The 26,099-nt window shown below is 33.3% G+C and carries 27 protein-coding genes and 1 pseudogene; 22 read left to right on the top strand and 6 right to left on the bottom strand.

The genetic code is table 11. The features are described 5' to 3' along the window. Window positions 1–105 precede the first annotated feature (105 nt). The 6 genes and pseudogenes from AAE962_RS05830 (at window position 106) to AAE962_RS06785 (ending at window position 5,914) form a co-directional block, all read left to right on the top strand. The gene (locus tag AAE962_RS05830) at window positions 106–348 is read left to right on the top strand and encodes a helix-turn-helix domain-containing protein (protein ID WP_343288912.1); all 243 of its coding nucleotides are present in this window, start codon (window positions 106–108) and stop codon (window positions 346–348) included. Window positions 349–668: 320 nt separating this feature from the next. Further along, entirely contained in the window at window positions 669–980 is a 312-nt protein-coding gene (locus AAE962_RS05825) for an integrase core domain-containing protein (protein ID WP_343288788.1), read from the top strand. 310 nt (window positions 981–1,290) lie between these two features. Continuing rightward, window positions 1,291–2,475 (top strand): hypothetical protein, encoded by a 1,185-nt coding sequence (locus AAE962_RS05820; protein WP_343288943.1) that lies wholly within the window; start codon window positions 1,291–1,293, stop codon window positions 2,473–2,475. A 157-nt stretch (window positions 2,476–2,632) separates the two neighbouring features. After that, window positions 2,633–3,232 (top strand): peroxiredoxin, encoded by a 600-nt coding sequence (locus AAE962_RS05815; protein ID WP_007302702.1) that lies wholly within the window; start codon window positions 2,633–2,635, stop codon window positions 3,230–3,232. Next, the gene (trxB, locus tag AAE962_RS05810) at window positions 3,219–4,166 is read left to right on the top strand and encodes a thioredoxin-disulfide reductase (protein ID WP_343288942.1); all 948 of its coding nucleotides are present in this window, start codon (window positions 3,219–3,221) and stop codon (window positions 4,164–4,166) included. Before AAE962_RS05815 ends, trxB begins: the two co-directional genes overlap by 14 nt. A gap of 92 nt (window positions 4,167–4,258) precedes the next feature. Beyond that, window positions 4,259–5,914: pseudogene (locus tag AAE962_RS06785) on the top strand (ankyrin repeat domain-containing protein). Window positions 5,915–6,057: 143 nt separating this feature from the next. Here AAE962_RS06785 and ubiB read toward each other — a convergent pair. Continuing rightward, window positions 6,058–7,479, bottom strand: a complete 1,422-nt coding sequence (ubiB, locus tag AAE962_RS05785) for a 2-polyprenylphenol 6-hydroxylase (protein ID WP_343288938.1) — start codon at window positions 7,477–7,479, stop codon at window positions 6,058–6,060. Continuing rightward, on the bottom strand, window positions 7,476–8,207 hold the full coding sequence (locus AAE962_RS05780; RefSeq protein ID WP_343288937.1) for a metal ABC transporter ATP-binding protein: 732 nt from the start codon (window positions 8,205–8,207) through the stop codon (window positions 7,476–7,478). The genes ubiB and AAE962_RS05780 overlap by 4 nt, the downstream gene beginning before the upstream one ends. On the opposite strand from AAE962_RS05780, the gene AAE962_RS05775 reads away from it, so the two are divergent. Beyond that, window positions 8,199–9,074 carry a zinc ABC transporter substrate-binding protein gene (locus AAE962_RS05775; RefSeq protein WP_343288936.1) on the top strand — a complete coding sequence of 292 codons (876 nt, stop codon included), beginning with the start codon at window positions 8,199–8,201 and terminating at the stop codon, window positions 9,072–9,074. The two genes, AAE962_RS05780 and AAE962_RS05775, sit on opposite strands and share 9 nt — an antisense overlap. A 535-nt stretch (window positions 9,075–9,609) precedes the next feature. On the opposite strand, the gene AAE962_RS05770 is transcribed toward AAE962_RS05775, so the two are convergent. Continuing rightward, window positions 9,610–9,738, bottom strand: a complete 129-nt coding sequence (locus AAE962_RS05770) for a hypothetical protein (protein ID WP_264374830.1) — start codon at window positions 9,736–9,738, stop codon at window positions 9,610–9,612. A 718-nt stretch (window positions 9,739–10,456) separates the two neighbouring features. After that, the gene (gene rpmG / locus AAE962_RS05765; RefSeq protein WP_012481745.1) at window positions 10,457–10,657 is read right to left on the bottom strand and encodes a 50S ribosomal protein L33; all 201 of its coding nucleotides are present in this window, start codon (window positions 10,655–10,657) and stop codon (window positions 10,457–10,459) included. Between the two features lie 149 nt (window positions 10,658–10,806). Between rpmG and AAE962_RS05760 the strand changes: the two genes are divergently transcribed. The 5 genes from AAE962_RS05760 to AAE962_RS05740 all read left to right on the top strand — a co-directional run bounded on the left by AAE962_RS05760 (window position 10,807) and on the right by AAE962_RS05740 (window position 17,526). After that, complete coding sequence (locus tag AAE962_RS05760; RefSeq protein ID WP_343288935.1) at window positions 10,807–12,555, top strand: Rne/Rng family ribonuclease; 1,749 nt, start codon at window positions 10,807–10,809, stop codon at window positions 12,553–12,555. 73 nt (window positions 12,556–12,628) lie between these two features. Then, on the top strand, window positions 12,629–14,542 hold the full coding sequence (gene dnaK / locus AAE962_RS05755) for a molecular chaperone DnaK (protein WP_343288934.1): 1,914 nt from the start codon (window positions 12,629–12,631) through the stop codon (window positions 14,540–14,542). Window positions 14,543–14,614: 72 nt separating this feature from the next. Next, window positions 14,615–14,899, top strand: a complete 285-nt coding sequence (locus tag AAE962_RS05750) for a BolA family protein (RefSeq protein ID WP_343288933.1) — start codon at window positions 14,615–14,617, stop codon at window positions 14,897–14,899. Window positions 14,900–14,906: 7 nt separating this feature from the next. After that, window positions 14,907–16,139 carry a cystathionine beta-lyase gene (metC, locus tag AAE962_RS05745; RefSeq protein WP_343288932.1) on the top strand — a complete coding sequence of 411 codons (1,233 nt, stop codon included), beginning with the start codon at window positions 14,907–14,909 and terminating at the stop codon, window positions 16,137–16,139. Further along, the gene (locus AAE962_RS05740) at window positions 16,108–17,526 is read left to right on the top strand and encodes a UDP-N-acetylmuramoyl-L-alanyl-D-glutamate--2,6-diaminopimelate ligase (protein WP_343288931.1); all 1,419 of its coding nucleotides are present in this window, start codon (window positions 16,108–16,110) and stop codon (window positions 17,524–17,526) included. Before metC ends, AAE962_RS05740 begins: the two co-directional genes overlap by 32 nt. Window positions 17,527–17,938: 412 nt before the next feature. Here AAE962_RS05740 and miaA read toward each other — a convergent pair whose 3' ends face one another. After that, complete coding sequence (gene miaA, locus AAE962_RS05735) at window positions 17,939–18,823, bottom strand: tRNA (adenosine(37)-N6)-dimethylallyltransferase MiaA (RefSeq protein WP_343288930.1); 885 nt, start codon at window positions 18,821–18,823, stop codon at window positions 17,939–17,941. 75 nt (window positions 18,824–18,898) lie between these two features. Here miaA and AAE962_RS05730 point away from each other — a divergent pair, with 75 nt between their 5' ends. From AAE962_RS05730 to AAE962_RS05710, 5 genes are all read left to right on the top strand, one after another. Next, window positions 18,899–19,369 (top strand): hypothetical protein, encoded by a 471-nt coding sequence (locus tag AAE962_RS05730; RefSeq protein WP_343288929.1) that lies wholly within the window; start codon window positions 18,899–18,901, stop codon window positions 19,367–19,369. Between the two features lie 139 nt (window positions 19,370–19,508). Then, window positions 19,509–20,096, top strand: a complete 588-nt coding sequence (locus AAE962_RS05725) for an L-threonylcarbamoyladenylate synthase (RefSeq protein ID WP_006013379.1) — start codon at window positions 19,509–19,511, stop codon at window positions 20,094–20,096. 17 nt (window positions 20,097–20,113) lie between these two features. After that, the gene (locus AAE962_RS05720; protein WP_343288928.1) at window positions 20,114–20,965 is read left to right on the top strand and encodes a DNA polymerase III subunit delta'; all 852 of its coding nucleotides are present in this window, start codon (window positions 20,114–20,116) and stop codon (window positions 20,963–20,965) included. 111 nt (window positions 20,966–21,076) lie between these two features. Next, window positions 21,077–21,796 (top strand): hypothetical protein, encoded by a 720-nt coding sequence (locus tag AAE962_RS05715; RefSeq protein WP_343288927.1) that lies wholly within the window; start codon window positions 21,077–21,079, stop codon window positions 21,794–21,796. A 29-nt stretch (window positions 21,797–21,825) separates the two neighbouring features. Continuing rightward, window positions 21,826–22,476: a VirB8/TrbF family protein gene (locus AAE962_RS05710; protein ID WP_343288926.1), complete on the top strand. Its 651-nt coding sequence runs from the start codon at window positions 21,826–21,828 to the stop codon at window positions 22,474–22,476. On the opposite strand, the gene AAE962_RS05705 is transcribed toward AAE962_RS05710, so the two are convergent. Beyond that, window positions 22,461–23,957, bottom strand: a complete 1,497-nt coding sequence (locus AAE962_RS05705) for a proton-conducting transporter membrane subunit (RefSeq protein ID WP_343288925.1) — start codon at window positions 23,955–23,957, stop codon at window positions 22,461–22,463. The two genes, AAE962_RS05710 and AAE962_RS05705, sit on opposite strands and share 16 nt — an antisense overlap. 181 nt (window positions 23,958–24,138) lie before the next feature. Between AAE962_RS05705 and AAE962_RS05700 the strand changes: the two genes are divergently transcribed. From AAE962_RS05700 to AAE962_RS05680, 5 genes are all read left to right on the top strand, one after another. Continuing rightward, window positions 24,139–24,615 carry a transposase DNA-binding-containing protein gene (locus AAE962_RS05700; protein ID WP_343288676.1) on the top strand — a complete coding sequence of 159 codons (477 nt, stop codon included), beginning with the start codon at window positions 24,139–24,141 and terminating at the stop codon, window positions 24,613–24,615. Beyond that, window positions 24,569–24,922 (top strand): hypothetical protein, encoded by a 354-nt coding sequence (locus AAE962_RS05695; protein ID WP_343288677.1) that lies wholly within the window; start codon window positions 24,569–24,571, stop codon window positions 24,920–24,922. Before AAE962_RS05700 ends, AAE962_RS05695 begins: the two co-directional genes overlap by 47 nt. Window positions 24,923–24,976: 54 nt before the next feature. Next, window positions 24,977–25,240: a hypothetical protein gene (locus AAE962_RS05690; protein WP_343288678.1), complete on the top strand. Its 264-nt coding sequence runs from the start codon at window positions 24,977–24,979 to the stop codon at window positions 25,238–25,240. Window positions 25,241–25,345: 105 nt separating this feature from the next. Continuing rightward, window positions 25,346–25,597: an IS4 family transposase gene (locus AAE962_RS05685; protein ID WP_343288679.1), complete on the top strand. Its 252-nt coding sequence runs from the start codon at window positions 25,346–25,348 to the stop codon at window positions 25,595–25,597. An 87-nt stretch (window positions 25,598–25,684) separates the two neighbouring features. Continuing rightward, window positions 25,685–26,044, top strand: coding sequence for a hypothetical protein (locus AAE962_RS05680; RefSeq protein WP_343288924.1), 360 nt, complete (start codon window positions 25,685–25,687; stop codon window positions 26,042–26,044). Window positions 26,045–26,099: the final 55 nt, after the last annotated feature.

The following is a 26,099-nucleotide window of genomic DNA, read 5'->3' as shown; positions in this document are numbered from 1 at the left end:
ATAAGAATATAAGGTCAAATAGAAATTTGGATTTGCAGTAGTTTATAGACCTTATTACAATTGCAAAGGATAAATTAGTTAATCTAGGGTTAAACTACGTCTGAGTTGGATAAAACTATACAAAAAGTTTGGTCATGCAGGAAAGAGCATTATGGTATTTCACGTTTTACCTTACGTAAATGGTACAAACGTTATGAAGAGTTAGGTGAAAAAGGATTAGTAGATCTCAGTAGTAAGCCTAAAACTTCACCTTTGCAAAAGATCAATGAATCAGATGAGCAGCTTATTCTTCATCTAAGACAAACTAGAAAGCTAGGGGCAAGAAACCGAGTTAAGACGTCTATATGATTTATCCTTGTCATTGGCTACTATACACAAAATTTTCAAAAAACATAGTGTAAGTCTTCTGCATGTTAAACGTCATTATCGCAAACATGTCAAGCGTTATAACTGTAAAGTACCTGGAGAGCGTGTGCAGATGGATGTGTGCAAAATATCGTCAGGGCTTTATCAATATACTGCTATAGATACGTTATAAAATTGTTGCATTATATTCAAGAAGTACTTCAAAAAACACTTTAGATTTCCTAAAACAACTAAGAGAAAGAATACCTTTCCATTGCCAAAGGATTCAAACTGATAGAGGGCAAGAATTTTTTGCTTATGAGGTGCAAGAATGTTTGAAGGAATGGAAAATTAAATTTCGTCCTATTAAGCCGTTTTCTCCACACTTAAATGGTAAAGTGGAAAGAGCACAGCGTACAGACTTAGATGAGTTTTACAGTATCGTTACCATCAAGAGCTCTGAATTGCAAATTAAACTTAGGGATTGGGAAGAGTATTATAATAAACACCGCCCTCATAGCGCTCTTCAAGGAAAAACTCCTTGGGAAAAATATAAGGAACTGGAAAATACGATTCCTTGCTTAAGTGAAAAACTATATCTTATCAAAAGAGTCGTTTGTCATGCAAAATTGTAAACACAATCAGAAACTACAATCACTTCAAAAATGCAAATCTCTTAACAAGCCAACTAGTTCAGACTCAATCTGACAAGTCAATTGTAATAACCTCTATGAATCACACAGTTTCATTACACTTTAATATAGCGAAACTAGATTTCACTTTTACACACCTAGATAAGGGGTAACAGCAGATACTAGAATGACGAAATCGTTATTCTGCTACGCATTATCGCTGTATAACTATAGCTATATATGAACTAAAAAAGTAATATTCACTAGATCTTAATATTTTAGATCTATATTTCAATAAAATATTACAATTAGTATGAATGATCCATTTAAAAGTGAGGATTATAAAAAAAATCTCGATTCTCTGATCAAAGCTATAAAGCTAGGAAATTCAGAGAAACAATATGGTAAAACAGTAACAGATTTATCTCATGCTTTAGAGGGTTTTACAGATAAGGCAGAAGATGTAGCTAAACTTGTTATACGTGATGACTTGAATAATTGTGTAAAGAAGGCAAATAAAAAGCCATTAATTCTTAGGATATTCAATAGAATATTAGGAAGAGATGTTTCGATTAGGAATATAAGTAATTTTATAAAAGATAAATTGCCTCCTTCAACTGCTAGAACAGTAATCGAATATACAGATGTTATTCAAAAAATTTCATATTTAGAGCGAATAGAAAGAAGTCAAGATAAATATAGGTCATATGGAGTAAATTTAGAAAATAGACAGCAAAAGAAAAATCTCTTATATGAGCGAGAAGATTCAGGTTATGGAGGTTCATTAAACGAAGATCATGAGTATGAAGAAATATCAAATTATCAAGAGGAAAAGAGCAAATCTTTAACAAAAGATTTGCGTAATCTACAATCAATTAAAGAGGAGCCGATTTATGCAACAATTCCTAAAGAACATATAGAAGCAAAAAGAGAAAATAGGAAGAAACAACAACTTCAATCTCTTGCACCACCAAAACCACCAAAAGTACCACCAGTACCAGAGAAAATGTTTACTATCAATCAAAAAATTAGACAAGAACCGAAAAAAGATAAACCTGCAGTACCACCAAAGCCTAAAGATTTAGGCGAAAAAGTAAGCACAGAGCAAAAAATAGTAGTGGAAAAATCAGCTGAGAGTAACCCTACACTACCACTAAAATCTGAAAATCAAGATGGTAAAGAATCAGCAAAAAAAGCTGATGGACCAAAAGTACTAGTGGTTGCTATGAAAAAAGAAGTGACTCGCGAGAGTAGTAAAGTAAAGGCATTAAAAGAAAGATTTGAGCAAAATCAAGTAAATAACGTGTTGCCTGCTGAAAACAAAACTGCTTCAGTAACACAAACGGATATCAGTGTGAAGAGAAAACAATCTCGTTCATTTCCAGTAGGGAATAAAAAATCTTCGATCAACCATCTTGCCAGCAAAAATTTACCTTCCACGAATGTAAGTGTAAAAGAAATGGTTAAAAAATTTGAAGGGAGAAAAGGTGAAAGATAGTAATATTTGGGTATTTCCCTACTCATGAAAATTAGCTCTTATCATAACATTTTCACAGCCATAAGAGGAAGTTTTTATAAGATTGGGGCTAAAGAAAACTTGCATGTAAATGTATCAAGGTATAAAATTATAAATATTAAGAATGAATAGGTTAGTTATGAATCTTGTAACAAAATCCGCTATCGATTTTACTGCTTCTGCTGTTCTTGCTAGTGGAAAAATAGTTGATGATTTCTGTTTAAGTAAACATATAAAGGATAAGTATGCTGTCCTTTTTTTCTATCCACTTGATTTTACTTTTGTCTGTCCAACTGAGTTGATATCATTTAGCAACAAAATAGAAGATTTTTCAAAACGTGATGTTGAAGTGATAGGAATAAGTATAGATTCAAAATTTTCACACTATAAATGGCGAAACACTCCAGTTAATGATGGTGGTATTGGAGAGGTTAGCTACAATTTAGTGTCTGATATCAAAAAGTCTATATCAAGAGACTATGGGGTCTTATATGATGACTCAATTGCACTAAGAGCAACTTTTGTTATTGATGATAAATTTGTTGTACGTCATCAATCGATAAATGATTTTCCTTTAGGGCGTAATATCGATGAGTTTATTAGAATTATTGATGCAATAAAACATAATGAAGAGCATGGTGAAGTATGTCCAGCAGGGTGGAAAAAAGGTAAGCCAGCAATGCAGGCAAGCGATGAAGGAGTGGCTGATTATCTAAACTCACACAGTGCAGAATTATAAATTGAGTACAAAAGTTCTTATTATTGGATCTGGAGTAGCGGGTTATGCTGCTGCTATATATGCAGCACGTGCAAATTTAGAGCCAATTGTAGTAACAGGAATGCAACCTGGTGGTCAGCTTACAATTACTACGGATGTTGAAAACTATCCAGGTTTTATTTCTATACAAGGTCCAGAACTCATGGAACAAAAGAGGTTGCATGCAGAGAAGGTGGGGGCAAGGATAATAGATGACGAAATAAAAAGCGTTGAACAACTTGAGGATTCTAATGAGTATAGATTTAGATCTTGTGGTAATGCTAGTGACTACTATTCGAGTGCAATTATAATCGCAGCTGGTGCGCAAGCGAAGTGGCTTGGCCTGGAGAGTGAAAAGAAATTTCAAGGTTACGGAGTTTCGGCATGCGCAACTTGTGATGGTGCATTTTTTAGAAATAAAGTTGTAGCTGTGGTTGGTGGTGGAAATACTGCTGTTGAAGAAGCAATATTTTTAACTCGATTTGCTAAGGAAGTTATACTGATACACAGGCGTGATAAGTTAAGAGCAGAGAAAGTAATGCAAGACAGGCTCTTTAAAGATGATAAGATAAAGGTAATATGGAATCATACCTTAGAGCAGATTCTTGGAGAAGAAAATCCTAAAAAAGTTACTGGCATTACAATAAAATCGACAGACATCAATAAAACCCAGGAATTGAAAGTAGATGGAGTGTTCATTGCAATTGGGCATGCACCAAATACAGGTATTTTTAAGGGCTTTGTTGAAATGGATCAGCAAGGTTATATAATTACGAAACCTGGAACAACGCTAACAAGTAGGGCAGGGGTGTTTGCTGCTGGTGATGTTCAAGATAAGGTATATCGCCAGGCAGTAGTTGCAGCAGGTACAGGGTGCATGGCTGCACTTGATGCAGAAAAATTTTTGGAATCATAATTAGTTCTAAAATTTTTAACTAAATTATTTGCAATTTTCTTTGTTTTTTTTTATAATTATGTCAATAAATTATAGGTTAGGGAGAATTTAGTATGCTTTCGAGAAGTAATGTAGGTTTTAGAAGAAGTGTTGTTAATGATACAGGATTACGAGCTCAAAATCAAACAACTTCAGGACAATCAACAACAAAATTATTTGAAGCTATTGATGGTGAAAATCCAGGAGATTTTGAGCTAGCTCTGGCAGAAGGTGCGAATGTTAATGCGTTTAATGAAGAAGGCGTGACACCTTTGATATCTATAATTAATAATTTATCCGCAGGCTCTGAAACAAGAAAAGAATATCAGAATATGATTAGGTTACTTCTACTGCAACAGAGCATAGATGTTAATATTTGTGAACAAAGTAATAGCAATACAGCTTTGCACCTAGCAATGTGCTTTCAACAAAAGAAAGTGTTACAACTCTTACTAAGTCATCCAAACATAAGTACTTGTCTAACCAATAAAGCATATCAAAATCCTGAGCAATGTGCTAGACAAAATCGTGCTGAGCATTTGATCATAGAAATGCAAAAAGCACGAACAGGAAGACAATTATTAAATGTTCTTTCTGGTAAAAGCATTAACGAAGTAAAAAGACTATTAAATCAAGAACTCAACCCTAATTGTTGGAAAAGAAATTCAAATGGATAAATAGAAACACCACTTAGCCTGATTATCAAATCATGTTTACAAGGAATAACACAAGATAACGAGGAAGTATTGACTAAGATTTTAAAACATAAGGAGCTAGATTTTAGTCAAACAAAACCAATACCAGCTATAGAGCAAAATTCAAGATTGAAGCAAATAATTGAACGAGCTATGAAAGAGCGATTAACTGATGTTATTAATAGAAAAGATTTGGATGATGTAAAAGAATTAGTAGAAGATAACTGCTTTATAAATCGTGCAATTGTCACTGCTGCGTTGAGGAATGTTAATAATCCAATTGAGTCTATTAAAAATTATCTAAATGAGAAATTTCCTGCAACTGTGGAACAGCTTTCAGCAAATGCACATAATGTTGCTCCGGAAATAAACGATGAGTTTATTGCTCAAGAATTGCAGCGACTTGAAAACCTTGAAGGTGAACTTGAAAGAACAAAGGCTCAACTTGCAGAAAAAGAGAAAGAGTTGAATAGGACCGTAGATGAAAGAACAAGAGACACTGACAAAATTTCACAGTTAGAAAGGGAGTTGAGACAAGTAAGGCAGGGTAATCAGGAAAGAATTCACACTCTCACTGATCAAGGAGTTCGACTTACTAGAGAAAAAAGTCAACTTGAAAACCTTAGAGATGAGCTTAAAAAAACAAAAACTCAACTTAGAAAAAAAGAGCAAGAGCTGAATAAGGCTGTAAGTGAAAGAGACACTAACAAAATTTCACAGTTAGAAAGGGATTTTAGGCAAGAGAGATCAGAACTTCAAGATCAAAATCAAGACTTAAAGAACAAAAACAGAAAACTTTCATAAGCAAACATTTATAATAGAAGGCAAAGTAACTATGCCTATGCTTCTTTTGTGTTATTTGGAGCGTTTGCTGTTGGTGCATGTTTAACAATATCGAATTTAGAAATATGTATTTCACTTGCTGTAGCTGCATTTGTCTTCCTTACAATTGGATGCTACTGTTCATATAAAGCAAGTACAGTACTGAGTGATGTGATAAGCACTGAGCTTGGTAATGTTATCCGTTTAGGATGAAGTTAAGGTTTTTACTTCTTGTCTAAACTCTTCTGAAAATTTTTGTACATACTGAAAATACCTTGATAATTCGAGTGAATGTAAACCTGAGTGGTTTCAAGACTGAAATAGTTGTTGTAAACTTGCTTCTATTATCTTTTAGTTCAAGAAATTAAAAGTTTAACGATGAGAATTATAATTACAGACCAAAGTAAAAAGTAGGCTTTTCCATTTGATTTATTTTTCACCTGTAATTTTTTGTCAGCTATTAGGTTTAATTTTTCTATAAGGCTAAATATTCCTTGGATTGTTTTGATGGGATAAGAGCTTTTAATTTTTTCCCTATACCCTATTTTACTTTCATGTTGACTGTTTATCCATGTTTCAACTACTTTCCACATATTGATTTCTGGATAGACTTTCCTACATGTTCCTTCTAATAAAATCATAGTTTTCTGCAGCAATAACAATTGTGTTTGAACTTTCATATCAAAATCACCAGTTATTTTTAATAGCTGATTAAGTAATCGAGAAAATGAAATCTTCTGTATAGGCTGTCCAACAATGGGTTCACCTATTGCTCTGCAAGCTGTAACAAAATTTCTATGCTGTGATGGAACATAACCGGCTCTAAAGTGCATTTTTGCAACGTGATCATAATCCCTATTTAAAAAGCCTTTGAGTATCTCTATAACGTAATAGCATGTCTCACGATCTATTCTACCCATGATTCCACAATCCAGGGCAATAATATTGTTATTACTATCGATCATTAAATTTCCAGGATGCATATCAGCATGAAAAAAACAATCCCTATATACCTGATTACAAAAAGATTCTATAAGATTGATAGCTATTTGCTTTCGGTTATTCAGCTTTTCAACTTCGTATATTGGTATAGCTTCCATCCATTCTAATGTTAAAACCTTTTTTGAAGTTCTACTCCAATCTATTTCAGGTACGTAGAAACCTCTGTCATGTTTAGTATTTTCCTTCAGTTCCGAAGAGTGGGCAGCCTCAAAACGTAGATCTAACTCTAATCGGCAAATTTCAGCAAAAGTTTTGACTAATTCAACTGGCTTCAGCCTTTTTGATTGTTCACTAAATTTTTCTGCAATTCCTGCAAGCCAAGAAAGCATTTTTATATCCCTTGAGAAGGTTTTCTCAATATTTGGCCTTAAAACCTTTACAGCAACTTCCTTACCCGCAGTTGTAACTGCTCTATGCACTTGAGAAATTGATGCTGCTGCAATTGGCTTTTCAGAAAAGCTTGAAAAAATGTCGCTTAATTTACAATTAAACTCACTTTCTATAGTTTTAACTGCTATTTTATACGAAAATGATGGCAATCTATCACATATCAATAGCAAGTTATTTGTTATGTCCTCATTTAAAATATCAGTGCGTGATGAAATGGATTGCCCAAATTTAATGAACACCGGACCTAATCTTTCAAGAGCACGCTTTAGTTTATGACCTTGTATTTTATTTATTGATTTTTTTGATGGTGGAAGTAAATAAGGTAACACATTGTAGCGTGTTAGCACTGTAGTTATTTGCAGAAGGCGTAGAATATTTTGAATCATTTCGCTGCGTAACTGCCAAATATTTCATTTATCTCCATAATTTCATCAGGTTTACCTTGATAATAGATAGTATTATTTATGCAAATTATGTAATCTGAGGATGGTAGAGCAGAGTTAAGGTCATGAGAAGTCATGAGAATCGACACTGATCGTTCTTTTGCGATTTTATTTATAATATCATAAAATTTAGCTCGTGCGTTAATATCCATTGCACTGACTGGCTCATCTAAAATGATCAAATCAGATTCTGAAATTAAACAGCGTGCAAGCAGCAGTAATTGTGTTTGTCCTGCAGAGATTTCTAATACTTGATTTTTTAGAATGTTACCGATACCAACCAATTCTATTGCTTCTGTAACAATGGGTTGATTTTTCTTCAATTTCTTCGAGGAGCTATTGAAAAGGAAAGACTCAACTGTTATTGGCATCAAATTACCAATACTAAAATTTTGTGGCATATAGCTAATTTTTATATTGTCAGCGAATACAATACTGCCAATAAAACCTTTATTTATACCAGCAACTTCTTTCACTAAAGAGGTTTTACCTCCGCCATTTGGACCAAGTATTGTAACTATATCTCCTCTTTGTACTGATATGTTGATATTATCAAGAACTTTTTTATTACCGTATGAAAGAGTAAGGTTTTCTATTTTTAGAATGCAGTTATTGACACTACTTAATTTTTTGGCAAAAATTGACTTTTTCTCAACATTTATATGAGACATTTACTGTTTTTTTTTCTATTACTTTCATTTACATTATACTACAATAGTGCCTTTTCATCCAATTTAAAAATTGTAGCTACAATCAAACCTATACACTCACTTGTAGCTTCTGTTACAGATGGAATTTCAAAGCCAGAACTACTAATGTACGAAGTAGTGTCTGAACATAACTACATGCTCAGGCCTTCAGACGCAAGTAAATTAGAATCTAGCAATATTATATTTTATATCGATGATTCTTTGGAAACATTCATTAAAACTTTCACTAAAGAAAATAAGAAGTTAATACCGCTATCAAGTGCAATCGATCTACTTCCTGCTCGAACACATTCATTTTCTAGTCACATTCAAGATGAAAAAGATTTGCATATTTGGCTGAGTCCTGAAAATGCAAAAAGTATGATACTTTCTATCAGTGCAACATTATCTAATATAGATAAAGAAAATGCCTATCGATACAATACTAACGCAGAGGGTGCTATAAGAGAGATAGACCAAGAAGTAGAAAAAATTACGAAAGAATTGGATGAGTTAAAAAATCAAAAATACATAGTTACTCACGATGCTTATCAATATTTCGAAAAATATTTTGATTTAAGTTACCCAAGCGCCATTCTTTCTATAGAAGAAGATTCTTACATAGGTATGAAGAGTTTAATGAAATTAAAAAAGGTAATGAAAGAGGAAAACGTTAAATGTATTGTTTCGCATTCACGAGAGGATAGCATAAAGCCTAATGTCTTTTCTAGTGACGTAAAAATGGTGATTCTTGATCCTATTGGATCAGATGTAGAGCCTGGAAAGGATGCATATCTAGATATAATCAGCAGCATTGCACAAAATTTCAAGTCTTGTTTCGCTGAGTAATGAGTTCTTTTATCTATTCAGATAGCATTGCAAACTTAGTGCTTTCTATTACAATCACAACTATACCGACATTATCTACCAGAAGTATATCATCCCAGTCTGGGATTTAGTTAAGTTGGTAAGCATAAAAATATTATGTTAAAGCATAACGTTCTTGATGAGATTAGGGCAAGCCAATGTCAGCTACTTGAATGACACCATTTGCTATGCCCTCAAAAATGAACGCTCGTACAGCTGTGTGCCAGCTACTTGCATCTGCTATTTTTAATCATAATTATCTTGCCTGAACGAACTTAATTTCAAGTAGTTAATTATATAAATAATCGTATAAAAAAAAGAAGATAACCAATATCTTCTTTTACTCTAATTAGAAAGACATTGAATTGTAATTGTCTATTTAATCTGATATAAGCGATAATTTTATGCTCTCAAAACGGAGATTACTTGCAATATCTGTTAACTGTTCACTAAGTGTTACTTTTTCTGGTGAATGGTGTTCAGGAGCTTTTAATTTTCTATTACAGTCAGCCTTACACTAAGATCTATTAATTTTTGTCAATAAATCATTACCCTCGTATTTATTTTCACACTGTCTGTGGCACAAATTAAGTAAATCAACACCATGCACTGTCAATGAAGCAGAATCTTGTGTAAATTTTACCATAATATACTCCTTAATCTGATTATATCTATATTAACATATAAATGTGAATATCATACTAATATAGTTACTTTTTATGGCAAGTGGTTTTTGGTTATTTTCCAAACTTTCTTTATAAAAACCATAGGCGCCTATTGGTTTTTAGCTAAAGTAAAGATCAAGTATCTGGCATTCTGGACATAAAATCCTCCTGTGTAAAAAAGATTAGAAAAAAAAGTGCGGCGCACATACGACAGAGATTAAGTATGTGTGTGCACCCACGTACGCTGAAGAAGATATGCCACATTTTTTAATGAGTTTGATTGTTTAATGAAAAAAGTCTGCAGATAAAGATAGATTTTGAGCTCTTAAAATATCTTTTACTATGATTATAGTCAGATTTAAAATATGCGCAAGCAATTTTTTTCTGTAAAAGTTTAACAAAAGAATTCAAAAGTTTGTGAACAACCTCTAAGTGTATGGTCCCAGAGTGTGATGGTATATAGAATATCTGGATCATTTAAAGTGTCAGATCAAGTCCCATTTAAGCAATAAAAAGACCAGATCAGGACAAAAACGCTACCATTTTCAGCCATTATTCAGGTGGCTCAATTTCCCGTAACTTATATAAGTTCCCGTAATCTTTCAAAACCTCAAACAGACTTTCTCTAATGCAAAACAGTATAACTAGTGAGCAATAAGCTACACTCCTTTTAGCTGTAAGCTTTGCATGATAATATACTTACTTTAATTTTTCTTCTTTAAATAATACGTGTCTTCTGACCACTGGGTCATACTTCCTAAACTCTAGCTTCTTGGGAAGGTTCTTAGGATTACGTTTTTTTACACAAAAATAGCCTGTTAGTTTCTCTTCTCCAGTTTTTGTTGTTTTAGTTGCAGTGCTAACTAGCTTGACAAGCAAAGAAGCATTTTTTTTCGCCATAATTGTTAGTGACATAATAAACTCTATGCAAGTTTATTACGCAAAACACTGAAAGTCAACCCAATAATGCAGATCGCAAAATTCTTGACAATCAATAATATATTAAGTAGTATAAGAACATTTCAGAATGGAAAGTAGACGGTAAATAAGTGGTGAGTGATGGCAAAAGGTTATTGTTGATAGAAAGTACTACCTGTTCTAACGAGGTAAGGGTTGCCCTACTAGTTAATGGTAGGGTTGTAGAGTTTGAACAAGAATTCAAGGAAAAAAAACAATTAAGAGGTAATATATACGTTGCTTATGTAAAGCGTATAGAGCCTGCTTTGCAGGCCGTGTTCATTGAGTATGGAAAAAATAAGCAAGGTTTTTTGTCTTTTTCTGAGATATCTCTAAATTATTTTAATATTCCAGAAAAAGAGAAGGAAATTTTCCCTGATGAAGACTATTCGAGCGGTGTGGACTGTTCAAATGATAATTGCACAGAAGAAGGCCTAGATTCTACAGCTAGTAATGAATCCAGCAGTGGTTTTGTGAGGGGGGTACCTTTACATAGAAAATATAAGTTACAAGATGTGATTTCAGTAAATCAAAAGTTATTAGTTCAATTAACTAAAGAAGAACGAGGAAATAAAGGAGCTTCATTTACAACATACGTAACTTTGGTCGGTAGATACTGTGTTTTCATGCCCAATTCCGTAAGTATGGGTGGAGTATCTCGCAGAATTGAAGATACCAACGTTAGAAAACAGTTAAAGGATATATTAAATTCAATAAATTTACCAAAAGGCTCAGGTTTAATAGTAAGAACTGTTGGTGCAGGAAAAAGTAAGAAAGAAATTGAGCAAGATTACAATAATTTGACCTTATTATGGCAAAATATCCAGCAAAACTTCTCTTCTTTAAATGTTCCATCATTAATTTACAACGAAGCAGATGTAGTTATGAGATCTGTACGTGACTTTTGTAGTAATGATACAGAAATTATAGTATCTGATAGAGAAGTTTGTGAAGCGGTAAGAAAATACACTAAAAATGTGTTACAAGGAAAATTGCGTCCTAGATTATATAGAGGTTCTGTTCCAATCTTTACTTGCTATCGAGTAGAAGATCAAATTTCTGAATTATATAGCAATAGAGTAGAATTACCATCTGGTGGGTCCTTGGTGATAACCTTAACTGAGGCATTTGTTTCAATAGACGTAAATTCAGGGAAAATGACAGGAGAAGATAACATAGAAGAAACAGCTTATAGAACTAATATGGAGGCATTATCTGAAATATCAAGGCAAGCGAATCTCAGGGGCTTATCAGGGTTAATAGTTGTTGATTTTATTGACATGTTGAAACTTGAGTATTGCAAAAATGTTGAATTTGCTATCAAGCAGGCGTTTAAAGATGATAAAGCTAAAGTTCAATTTAGCTTTATCAATGACTTTGGTTTAATGGTCTTTTCAAGACAAAGAATTAAACCAAATATACAGGAAATTAATACTACAGAGTGCTTAAGCTGTAAAGGTATTGGAAGAGTGAAATCAAACGAAGTGGTTGTTGCATCTATACTAAGGGATTTGCAACATATTGCTAATAAAAATCAAAATAAGTCCTTTGATTTAATAGCACGCAGTGCAGTTATAGCGCACATTTTTAATAATAAGCGTGATATGGTTTCTACAATCGAAAAAGAGTTCAATATTACATTAAATGTTAGTATTGATAATAGTTTAGATGCAGATACATTTATTTTAAAGCAAGGAGACCGTATTAATTTTAATGATTATAAGCCATTGCAGAATTCTGGATGTCAAATTGTGAATAGCAGGGATAAAGAAGCTGGTAAACTACCGGGCAACTTTTGGTTAACTAAATGGCTTTCGCGCCTTTTGGGCTCTAACAAATAAATGGGACTTGTAATTAACGAGTTTTATACTTATATATTTTACATCAGATAATATTTAAAAGGGAGTATTCATTATGGGAAGAGCAATAGGTATAGATCTTGGAACAACAAATTCTTGTGTTGCAATAATGCAAGGCAAGGATGCAAAAGTAATCGAGAATAAAGAAGGAGCAAGAACTACTCCGTCTATAGTTGCATTTACTTCGTCTGGAGAAAGCTTGATTGGTGCTCCAGCAAAAAGGCAAGCAACTACCAATGCAAATAATACTTTTTTTGCAACTAAGAGATTGATAGGTCGCCAATATAGCGATCCTGAAATGAAGAATCTAGGTGTACCGTATAAGGTATTTGCAGCAAAAAATGGTGATGCATGGGTTAAAACAACTGATAGTAAAGAATACTCTCCTAGTCAAATTGGTGCATTTATACTACAAAACCTGAAAGAAGCAGCTGAGGCTTATCTTGGGGAAGAAGTAAAGGATGCTGTGATAACAGTGCCGGCGTACTTCAATGATTCTCAACGTCAAGCAACAAAAGATGCAGGAAAAATTGCTGGATTAAATATCCTCAGAATAATTAACGAACCAACTGCTGCAGCACTTGCTTATGGTCTTGATAAAAAGCACGGACACACAATAGTAGTGTATGATCTTGGTGGTGGTACATTTGATGTTTCAGTTCTTGAAATAGGTGACGGAGTTTTTGAAGTAAAGGCTACAAATGGTGATACTCACCTTGGAGGGGAAGACTTCGATAATGCAGTAGTAAATTATTTACTGGGTGAATTCAAGAAAAGTAATGGCATTGATTTGAAAAATGATCCAATGGCTATGCAAAGAATCAAAGAAGCTGCAGAAAAAGCAAAGGTAGAATTGTCAAGTGCAATGGAAACAGAAGTAAATCTACCGTTTATTACAGCTGATGCAAGTGGTCCAAAACACTTAAATATGAAGCTAACAAGGGCAAAGCTTGAAAGCTTAGTGAGTGATTTGATTGAAAGGACCATGATTCCTTGTAAAAAAGCTCTTGAAGATGCTGGTTTATCTGCTGGTAAAATAGGAGAGGTAGTGCTGGTTGGAGGCATGACTCGTATGCCAAAAGTTATAGAGAAAGTTAAAGAATTCTTTGGCAAAGATCCACATCGAGGAGTTAACCCTGATGAAGTTGTAGCAATTGGAGCTGCAATACAAGCAGGAATTATTCAAGGTGATGTAAGAGATGTGTTACTACTTGACGTAAATCCACTTTCTCTTGGTATTGAAACTCTAGGGGGAGTGTTCACTCCACTTATTGAACGTAATACTACTATTCCCACAAAAAAATCTCAGGTGTTTTCAACTGCAGAAGATAAACAAACAGCCGTTACAATTAAGGTACATCAAGGTGAAAGAAAATTGGCGATTGATAATAAACTGCTTGGTCAGTTTAGTTTAGAAGGAATACCACCTGCTCCTCGCGGGGTTCCTCAAATTGAGGTGACATTTGATATAGATGCAAATGGAATAGCGCATGTTTCTGCAAAGGATAAAGCTACTGGAAAAGAGCAAAAAATACGTATTCAGTCTTCAGGTGGTTTATCGGAGGATGAAATAAATCGGATGGTGAGAGAAGCTGAGGAAAAAGCACAAGAAGATGAAAAGCGTAAGAAATTTATTGAAGTGAAGAATCAAGCGGATAGTTTAGTTCATTCTACAGAAAAATCTCTGACAGAATATGGTGATAAAATTTCTCCAGAAGATAAATCTGCTATTGAAAATGCAGTTAATGAGTTAAAGGAAGTGAGTAAATCTGACAACATTGATGATGCTGATTCAATACAACAGAAAGTTACTAACCTCTCTCAGTTATCTATGAAACTTGGAGAAGCTATGTATAAGGAATCTCAACAACAACAAGGTGGAGAAAGCTCATCCACAACAAATAATGAGGAAGAAAAAGTAGTAGATTCTGATTATCAAGACATGGATAATAAAGAAGAGAATAAGTAATTCGATTGTCATCCCAGTGCCCAGATACTGTGGGATGACAAGAGGAGCGTATTGTTGCTTAAAGGAACTATTGTGGATATTATTAAGACAATAGAAGAAAAATTACGCGATTCAATAGGTGTAATTTATATTAATATTATCGATGAATCAGCAAAGCATGTAGATCATTATTTTTCTTCTTCTTCGACACTACCTTCACATATCAAATTAGTATTAATATCTAACGACTTTTCTGGAATGAGCTCTTTAAAGAGGCATAAATTGATCTATGAATTATTAAAGAGTGAAATAGAACGAGTACATGCGATTTCTCTTAACTTATATACGCAAAGTGAATATAATTTAAAAAATAAATAGTAGAAACGTGAGAGTAGAATCTTTATTAGTTAAAGCAGGAAGAAAATTTAATGATTATAAAGGATCGATGAATTCACCAATTTATCATTCTTCTACCATATTATTTCCTACTTACAAGGACTACTTAAGTGCAGCAAATGGTGAGAGTATATATGATGTGATCAAAGATGGTGTTGCAAGGGATTACAGTTACAGTAATGTTGGTACGCCTACTGTTCATTATCTTTCAAATGCGCTGGCTGAAATTGAGGGTAGGGGACAAGCACTCATCTATCCTTCTGGATTATTTGCACTTACTTTTGCTATTTTGACTTTTACTGAAGCAGGTTCACATGTCCTGATACAAGATAATAGTTATTATAGGCTAAAGAGATTTGCCGAAAATGAACTACCAAAAAGAGGAGTAGAAGTAACTTTTTATGATCCAACACAGGATATAACTAGTTTAATTCAGAGTAATACTTCACTCATCATGATTGAGACTCCTGGTTCTATAACGTTTGAGATTTCAAACATAAAGCATATAGTAGAAGTTGCTAAAGAACGTGGAATCGTAACCGTTTGTGACAATTCATGGGCCACTCCTTTGTTATTTAAGCCTCTTGATTATGGAATTGATGTTGCACTATACGCTGTGACAAAGTATCTAGCCGGTCACTCGGATTTAGTGATGGGAGCTATGGTTGCTGAAGGTAAAATTTTTAAATTGCTTTATGAGAACTATAAAAATTATGGAGTAACCATTCAATCGCACGACTGCTACCTTGCGCATAGGGGACTAAGAACACTGCAAACACGCATGAGGAAACATCAAAGTACAGCAATGCAAGTGGCAAAGTGGCTGGAAAAACATCCAAAAATCAAAAAAGTCTTATACCCGGCACTTTTTTCCTATCCTCATCATGAATTATGGAAAAGTTATTTCAAAGGGGCAAGTAGCGTATTTAGTATAGTACTCGATAGAGAATATTCATGTGAGGAACTAAGCTGCATGGTTGATCACACGAAAGTTTTCGGCATTGGTGCTTCTTGGGGAGGATGTGACAGTTTGATATTACCAATAGACCATAGATCTATGTCAAGATCTGTAATGAATTCAGATTATGGTGGAAGTTTTGTGCGAATATTTTGCGGACTAGAAGATCCTGAAGATTTGATTTTTGACTTGAATAATGCATTAATAAGACTGCCATGTTCAAGTGTTAAAGATGATTGTGAGACTGAAAGAGCTACTGTATAACATTGTAAATGCTGACTTTGATATTGAAATCAAAGGCGTCACATGTAATCCTAAGAGAGTCAAAGAAGGTTACCTTTTTGTTTGTGTGTCAGAAAGGGATAGGATTTACATAGATCAGATATTATCTTGTGGAGCTAAAGCGATAATTGTAAGTGATTGCATAACAAATGATGTCATTCCAGTGCGTGACACTGGAATCCATATTTTTCACCCAAACCCTCAAGAAATATACAGTGAAATAGTCAGCAGGTTTTATCAATTCAAACAACCTAAATATGTTGCTGCTGTAACTGGTACGAATGGTAAAACTTCAGTGGTGGAATTTTGTCGCCAGATTTGGCAAGATAATGCAGCATCTATAGGAACACTTGGAACGTGCATCAATGATGACAGAAAAGGTAATAGAGATAATCTTACAACTCCATGTGTATATGATCTTTATTCCACATTGCGTGATGTAAATCATAAAAACGTAGAGCACTTAGCATTAGAAGCTTCAAGCCATGGAATCGATCAATACAGAATCCATGGATTCAGGTTCACTGCTGCAGCTTTTACTAATTTCTCCCAAGATCATTTGGACTATCACAAAAGTATTGATGAGTATTTTGAGGCTAAGAAAAGGTTGTTTTATGAGGTGTTGCCAAAAGAAAAAACAGCGGTTTTAAATACAGATATAGGCGAATACGGAGAGTTGCTCAATATATCTGAAAAGCGTGGCAACAAAGTTATAACCTATGGAAAAAAAAGCTCTGACATTACTTTATTAAAGCAGATACCCACTGCAAATGGTCAACACCTGACAATTAAAATCGGTGATGAAATTTATAACTCATTTTTTCCGATCCTTGGGCAGTTTCAAGCATATAACTTGTTGTGTGCAATCGGTATAGTTATTTCATCTGGTATGGACTATCAAAGAATGTTTATAGATAAACTCGATTCTCCACCTGGAAGAATGGAAAAAGTAAACACTTTTGCATTTGTCGATTATGCTCATACTCCAAGTGCACTCAAACAAGCTTTGTTGTCTTTAAAATGGCACTTCAATAAAAAAATAATTCTAGTTTTTGGTTGTGGCGGAAATCGTGATCAAACAAAACGTGCAGAGATGGGTAAAATAGCACAAATGCTTGCAGGTAAAGTTATAGTCACAGATGACAATCCGCGTGATGAAGATCCGGGGAAAATTCGTCACGATATTTTGCTACATTGCCCTGATGCACTGGAGATAGGAGATAGAAAAGAAGCTATAGAGAGAGGCATAAGCATAGCTCATGATGAAAATATGATTCTGCTAGTTGCAGGAAAAGGACATGAAAGATTCCAAATAATAGAAGGCCAAGCCCTTGAATTTAGTGATGTTGAAGTTATTAGAGAGTGCTAAAAATTTGCTACTGCTGTTTTGCTCTCTCCTTCATCCAACGCCTGAATGGCTTTTTTCCTTAAGTCATAACTGTACGCTGCTGGCATTTTTACCTTCTTGTTACACTAAATCACTATCTTATCTTGTTCCTACTATTATGATAAGAGCTATACAAGAATATGAAAGTGGAGATTGTGGTTACAAGATTAGTGAGAGAATATAGAAAAATTGAGGATGAAATATTGCGTGATATAGTTCATTTAGTGATAAAGGCTCTTACAGGTATAGTAGCGCTTCATAAGTAAAAATATTTTTACAAAGAATTTAATAATCACAATTTAGGCAATGATGAAAGTTCTTTAAGAAAAAAGTTTAATACTATCAAGAAAAGTTTGCATAGGCATAGCAATATAATACATAATAATCAAAATATCTAAAATTCTGTCAATTTATTTGCACAGTCAATCACTTGAGAATTCGGAAATTGATTTTTAAACCAAGTGTACTGGCGTTTTGCATAATGCCTTGTGTTTGTTTGAGCAATCTGTATTGCTTCGTCTAAAGTAATCTCCCCTTTTAAGTATCTTATAATTTCTGGTACTCCATGTGCTTTCATAGCTGGCAAATGTGGAGATGGGTTCATGCTAAGTAGGTTTTTTACTTCATCAATTGCTCCATTTTCAACAATTTCAATAAAACGAGAATTTATTTTTCGGTATATATCCTCACGTTTAGGTAAAATTGTATATACCTTAAAATTATTGAACAAAGGAAGCTGTCTATTTTCTTGCCATACAAAGATTGTCTTGCCAGTTTCAGTGATAACTTCAAGTGCTCTTGAGAGGCGATGTGAGTCATTAATAAATATTTTACCTTGAATCCTTGGATCTTTGCTTAGCACTAATTTGTAGAATTCCTCTTTACTTAAATTTTTCCTAAGTTCATTTACGTTTTCTCTCACTTCTTGGCTTATTTGTGGAATCGATGATAATCCCTTGATTAAGCTGCTAATGTAAAGCCCACTTCCTCCAGTGATGATGGGTATTCGTGAATTTTTCAGCGCGTTGTTAACTTCCCTCTTTAAATCCTCTAGCCATAAACCTACGGAATAATTTTCTCTTGCTGAAACATAACCGTATAGCCTATAAAATTCTTTCTGCTTTGGTGGTTGAGCAGTAATTACGGGAATCTCTTTGTATACCTGCTTTGAGTCACAGTTTATTATGCTAATGTTTTTATGCTTTTTTATCAAGTTATCGCATAATTCTGATTTACCTGAGGCTGTAATTCCTGTAATAATTACTATATTATCTTTCATTTATATTAATTTAACTAACCTATGATAGGGTGTAGTAAAAATTTGGATTCTACAATCTAAAATTTGGAGACTTTTATGGCAGAAAATGATAACGATAACTCGTTTACTAAGCGTTTTACAAATAGGACTTCTAATGAGACAAGAGGAGGTTTTTCCAGTAAGTATTCATCTCAAAATACCAAAGAACATGCACTAGGAGCAAAAGGAAAAATTTCTGAATTGGCAAACAAAAAATCTGAAGCCAAGGAAGCTTTTTCTGAAAGTGGCGGCATAAAGAGTAAAAGCAGAACTATCAATGAAAGATCCTTTGCTGATGCAACAAGAAGAAGTAGATCAGATCTAATATATCTAGTTCGTGGTAAAGATCGAGGAAGATCAGCTTGGCACTATGTATTAGTTGATAAAGATAAAAGAGAAATGTTTCTGGCAAAAAGTAGAACTGGCTCTATAGATGTTGCAGATTATGGAGAGATTTTATATTCAGGATGGGGAGATGATCCACCACAGACGATAGTCGATAAAATCAATGAGGAGTTCGGATTGTAGTAAATCTGTTGTAAAAACGAGCAGTTGCTAATAAAATTTACTGTAAGTATACAACAGTAGCCATTTCGGTATCTTAATTGCTACCATATAGCGAGATAACGGTAAACCCATAGCTATTGTAGACATAAGTTTTAGCTATATGGTATTTGAAGTAATAAATGCAATAAAAAATAATTTGTTAGCATGCTTTCCAACAGAGACAGTATATGCTCTTTCTTGTAATGCGCTAGGTAACGAATCTATAGAAAAAATATATCGAATAAAAAAGCGTTCTCAAAACAAGCCGCTCTCTGTATTTGTTAGTAATATTGATAGTTTGATAAATATAGCAAAGGTAAAGGAAGAGTATATCGATTTAATAAACTATTTTTCTCCTGGACCAATGACCTATATTTTACCACTTCAAGATAACAGTATATTACCAAATGAGTTCTTTAAAGATAGTATAGGCATAAGAATTCCTGATCATCCTATTGCGATTTCAATATTAAATGAACTGAAAACTCCAGTAGTTGCAACTAGTATTAACATTTCAGGAGAAAAAAGTATATGCAAAGCAAGAGATATACCTCAGTCTATTAAGCAACACTTATCTGCAGTAATTGAAGATGATGAATTAGTTTCTGGTATAGAATCTACTATTATTGACTTAACTGGAGACAAGATTAAGGTTTTAAGAAAAGGTAAAATTTCATTACAAACAATAAATAACGAATTTTCAAACTAAGATCTATAGGAGAAAGAATGAAAAAGGTGATAGGCCACAACCAAGCAAAAAAAAAGATAATGAACAACTTGTCTGTTCAATCTTGGCTGATCTGTGGTAAAAAAGGCATAGGAAAAGCAACACTTGCACAATCCTTTTCTAATTGGTTTCTTATCAAAAATTACGATGAAGTAGCATTAGACTTACACATTGTTGAAGGTGATACAATAGGAGTGGAAAAGGTGAGAGAAATGAAAAATTTTCTGTACCTAAGCCCCATTCAATCAGAACACAAAATAGCTATAATAGATAGCTTAGAGGCAATGACTGATAATGCTAAAAATGCAATATTAAAAATATTAGAGGAGCCGCCAAAAAATTCCAAAATACTTATAATTAGCCATAAGCCATATGATATACAAGTCACTATTAGATGTAGGTGTTTTCAGCTAAATTTACTTCCATTAACTTACGATGAAACAAAGCAAATTGTTTCATCTCAATGTAAATTTGACGATAAAATATTTAGTGAAATCATTACTTTATTTCCTGGAACTCCGGGAATAATAATAGATGCAATAAACAGTGGTGCTTATGAGTCACACAAACATTTTTATACACTTTTCTATAACCTAAATAATTCCGATATAATTCACAAAATAATTAATAGTGAAATTGAGTTAGAACTAGCATCGCATATAATTCAAACCTTTATTTTAGAAAGTATAAAGAAAGAAGTAAATAATGTTGAAATTCTGCTAAGTCAGTGGAAAGAAATAGATGAGCTTTTCGTTGCTGCAAAGCAATTTCGCTTAGATAAAAAGCATGTTTTAGCTAATGTAGTTAACATCATGACACAAAAATATAATACTTTTAACATAAATTCATGATAAAATCCTGATAATTTAATACTTAAAGTATATAGTTTGACTGATAATAAATTAACTTTATGGCAATCAATAGAAGTTTTAACAAAAACCATATTGAACATGCAGAAATAATTGAGTTTACTCAAGAATACAGCTTTAGACCAAGACGTCACTTTAGAAAAAGGGAAGGAGCTGTCAAGTGGTATCTATGAAGCAAATTTTAAGCTCAATAAGGCAATCAATATAGCTACTTTGCCAAAAATTGGCCATCTCATGCTCAGTGGCGAGTTAGTCATACTTAATCATATTACGAAAGAAGAAGTAAAGATTCCTAGAGATTTTCATTATCTTAAAGTTATTAAACTCAATCATGATGACTATAAACTAACGTTTTGTAATTTTTTAGGTAATGAGTTTTTTGAATATAAAAAGTATGATCCACAATATTCTTATCTTTCAGATGAATATAAATTCGTGGATTTTGGTAGTGTAAAAAAGACTAATAATCTAAAATTTAAGGAGTATGTTGGTCATGCACCTAAATTTTTTGCTGTAGAAGGTCTTATTGAGCCTGGATCTGAAAACCATGTAATTGATCTGTTTGAGCTAGTCAGAGACGGTAAAGGCAGAAAAGTGGGAACCCTTGATGATGAATTTGGTTATTTTGATGATCAAAATAAATTACACTACTATAATTATCACAAAAGTGCAGAAAGTAATACTTATGATCCTGAAAGCTTCAGTGTAAAAATGATAAATTTAGATGTGAAGAAAATTGATAAATTTCACCTTATTGCAGAACAAGGTGATATAATCATTCATCCTATTTTGGAAAATTTAGACATATTTTAAAGTTTTTTTAGAGTTATTATAATTAGGTTATGGAAGTTGAATCAGTAAAAAACAAAAGTTATTTCAGGAAAGCAGTAGAATGGTATTGCCACAGATACCTGTTCTGCGTTGTAGAAAGATCTTGGATGGCGTTAATAGCGTTACTTCTCTTAGTATGTTTATTTTTATCATTACTAAACATATACCTATTACTTCCTGTTAAAAAAGATTTAAATTTTGTGAAGTACACGAACCAAACAGAAGATGAGTTTTCTACAATACATAAACTTAGTTTTAGTGAAAAAGAAGATGAATACACTTCCATAGCAAGGTACTTGGTAAGTCAATACGTTGAAGCATACGAGTCCTCTCAGATCGTTGAATCAAAGTATCAAGAAAATTTTATAAAAAACAATTCTATATATAAAATCTATCAAGACTTTCAGGAAAAAGTAAACGATGAAGCTGTTTCATCCACAAGAAAAATTACCAACATAAATGTAACAACATTATCTATTGACCGGTTGACCAAGAACTTAGTTACATTTGCTGGAAACGCTACTGTAATTTTTACAGCTGAGCAAAATAATAAAACGAAAGATTATGCTGTGGAAGTTAGCTTCACTTTGTCAAATATAAAAGCAACTCTAGGTGGAACAGTACCATTTAAATTTATTGTTAATAATTATAAGTATAGATGATTACTGAAAAAAATAATTACAGTACACGCAGCAGTAAGAACTGGAGGTAAAACTAGAAGGATTGGTGTCTTTTTAATAAAATAATTTCTAGAAGGTTTTAAGAAAAAAGCATTGTAAATTATCGGTAAGAAGTATAGAGCGTTGAGTATAGTACTGACAATTAACACCAGAGCTACAAATATAGAAAGTGTTACATTACTAGAGTTAAAAACAGCTTGAAAGATGAGAAATTTGCTCCAAAAGGTCGGAGCAGGAGGTACTCCTATCATGGATAATGCACCTATGGTAAATGCTGTCATGCTAATTGGCATACTACGTCCTATACCGTGAATTCTATCTATATATTTTTCACCCGTTTTTGTTATTATGCTACCTGCAACAAAAAATAAAGTAATTTTTGCAAACGCATGGCAAACTAATTGAAAAATTGCAACCCTCATACTGAGTTCACTAAAAATTGAAGCAAACAATATAATATATGACAACTGAGAGATAGTAGAATAAGCAAGCAATTTCTTTAATTCCTTTTGCTTTAATGCAATTAACGATGCAGTAATAATAGTAAATCCAGCAGCGTACGGAAGCCATCCTCCAGCAAACCAATTTTGCTCCACAAAACGTTGCATGGTATCGACGCCAAAGGTGTATAATATGACTTTTATGATGATGAAAACTCCGGATTTCACAACAGCAACGGCATGTAGTAGTGCGCTTACAGGAGTTGGTGCAACCATTGCTTTTGGTAACCAAAAATGCATCGGCATTAACGCAGATTTTCCTATCCCATAAATTAGCATAGCAAAACACACTGCAATAAAAGTTATGAGTGAAGTATCAAATTTGAATATTCCACCACTTACAAAATCTAAAGTATGAAATTCATTATATAAAAGGCCTATTGCAGGAAAAAATAACACTAAAGAAGAGAAAAACAGCACACCAAAGTAATAGCGCCCTGCAACCACTGATTCATTTGTTGAGTTATAAGTAACTAAAGGGTATGTACTAATAGTTAGAAGCTCATAAAAAATAAATGTAGTAAGCAAATCTCCAGAAAAAGCAATAAACATTGCACAGCTAATTGATATTGAAAAAAAGCATAGAAAACTTGAGTGATTGCTATCAGCATAGTTATTCTGCATATAACATATTGCATATATACTGGTCAGCACCCACAAAAATGATATTAATAAACTGAATATTGCTCCACTAGACTCTAGCTTTAAACTAATATGAAAATTATTACCGAAGTCCATGAGAATAAATTGAGGATGATCACCATATACCAAATATAAAGTGCATAGAGATGTATATGCAAATAGAAGCATAGAAGAAGCAACAGTAACGCTATTATTCACTTTGGGCCATTTACTAGTAAAAAAAATAGCTAATGCGCTTAAAAGTGGGATCAACGCGGTAATTAACAAATAATTCTCAGTAATAAAAAGTGGCAAGGAAAGAGATGTAAAAACACAATCCATTAAGTAGTTCATCTTTCTGTTTAGGTAAAGCTAGAATTATATTCAAATTATAGAGAATTTGCTATTTTTTAGTTGTATATCGGAAGTGTTAAATAAACCATACGCATCAAGTTAAGAAGCTCACTTTTACCCACAAATAAAAAAGTGAGTAAAATGGATACCAAATAAATTTGGGATTAAAATGAGTGAAGTAAGTACAAATGTGCAATATACTGATGGCTTAGGGGATAAATGGCTGGAAAGAGAGTTAAAACACGTTAATTTAGGAAATACAAGACTTAATAAGAGACTTATTAAAACAGGATATTGTATAGAGGGTAAGGCGTCTGGATCAATTAATCAAAGCTGTAGTGGATGGAAAGAAGCTAAGGGTGCATACAGATTATTTAGCAATGAAAAGCTTAAGGATAAGGAAATTTATTCTTCCCATTACAAAGAAACTATGGAGAGAATGAAAGGAAATCAGTTTGTTTTTTCAGTTCAAGATACAAGTTATTTGGATTTTGACTCTCATATAAAAACCAAGAGGCTAGGTAGTATTTCTAAAGCTTATACGAAGAATAAAATGGGTTTACTGTTGCACAGTGCCTTAATAGTCAGCAAAGGAAGGATTGCCTTTAGGTCTATCTTCTCAACAATGTTGGGCACGTTCTATTAGGGAAAAAGAAAAGGCACAAGAAAAAGCAAACAGGAAATACCGTACCTCCATAGAAGAAAAAGAAAGTTATAAGTGGATAACAGCTCTCAAAGAAAGCATAAACAACCTTCCTGCAAATGTACAACTTGTTACCCTTGGTGATAGAGAGGCAGATATCTTCAAATTTTTATGGATCACTGAGACATTAGGTAGTTTTTATGTAATCCGTAATCGAACTAATAGAAGATTTATCTGTACTGAAATTGGAAAAACAGATTTGCAAACACGCATCACTCAACTGCCAGTAAAGAAGAAAATTTCTCTATAAGTTAATAAAGATAGAAACCAAAGATCAAGGAAAGCTAATATTGAAGTTAAGTATATGAAAGGCTATATACCTATCAGATCTTCTTCAATTTATGGATCAAAAGACACAGTGCATAAAATAAGTGATAAAATCCCTGTATATGTGGTAAGTGCAAAAGAAACAAATCCTCCTGAAGGATTGGAAGCTATTGATTGGACTTTGCTGACTAATGTACCAGTTAATAGCACTTTAGATGCTATAGAAAGGATAAATTGGTATAAGCTAAGATGGAAAATTGAGGAGTATTTCAGGGTTTTAAAATCAGGATGTAAAATATAAAGCTCTCGTTTAACTAGAAAGGAAAGGCTACAGAAATTAATTGCTATAAAGAGCATTATTGCATTTAAAATTTTATATTTAACAAAAGTCGCTTTATCAAATCCCATGGAAACCTGTACTAAAATTTTAAGCAATGAAGAGTGGAAGGCCCTTTTCATACGTGAGCATAAAGTAGCTACATTGCCAGAAGAACCTCCAAAAATAAAACAAGCTATTATTTGGTTAGGAAAATTAGGTGGATTTATGAATAGAAAAAGTGATAATTTACCAGGGGCTATGACTCTATGGCGGGGCTATGAAAATCTTAAGGAGAGCATAGTTATGCTTCACATCATGACCTCTCAAAATTGTGGGTAAAAGTGAGAGTATTACGCTATGGAAAATGCGTTGACTATTGTACCATAACATATAGTATCAAAATGTTTTATAGTATGAGGTAAAGCTATGGTAATGACATATGAACAGTGGAACGTAATATTAGGTGTAATTGATCAAGAGGTAAATTTAAGTAAAGATAATGTAATTGAAAGAATAAAAGAGCTATTAAAGAAAGTAAATATACTAGAGCAAGCAGAAATATTAAGGATGTCAGAAGAGCGATCGCATGAACTAGAAACATCAAGCAAGACTCCAAGAGTACAAGAGACACAAGAGCCATTAAAAAAGAGACTAAAGGTGGTAAATGTACCTCATACAATAGAAGAAGCAAAAAAAATACTAAAGGAGTCAAGGTTATCAAATGCGCAACAGATGGTAAAAAGAATACTAAAAAGGTTAGGTGTACAAGAAACATCAGAAGAATAAAAAGCAGTGGCGCTAGAGGATGTGCTAGATGCACGAAAGATCTCAGAAAAGGTAC

This window comes from Wolbachia endosymbiont of Encarsia formosa (genome assembly GCF_039540065.1).
Lineage (GTDB): Bacteria > Pseudomonadota > Alphaproteobacteria > Rickettsiales > Anaplasmataceae > Wolbachia.
This window is presented reverse-complemented; position numbering and strand designations above follow the sequence as displayed.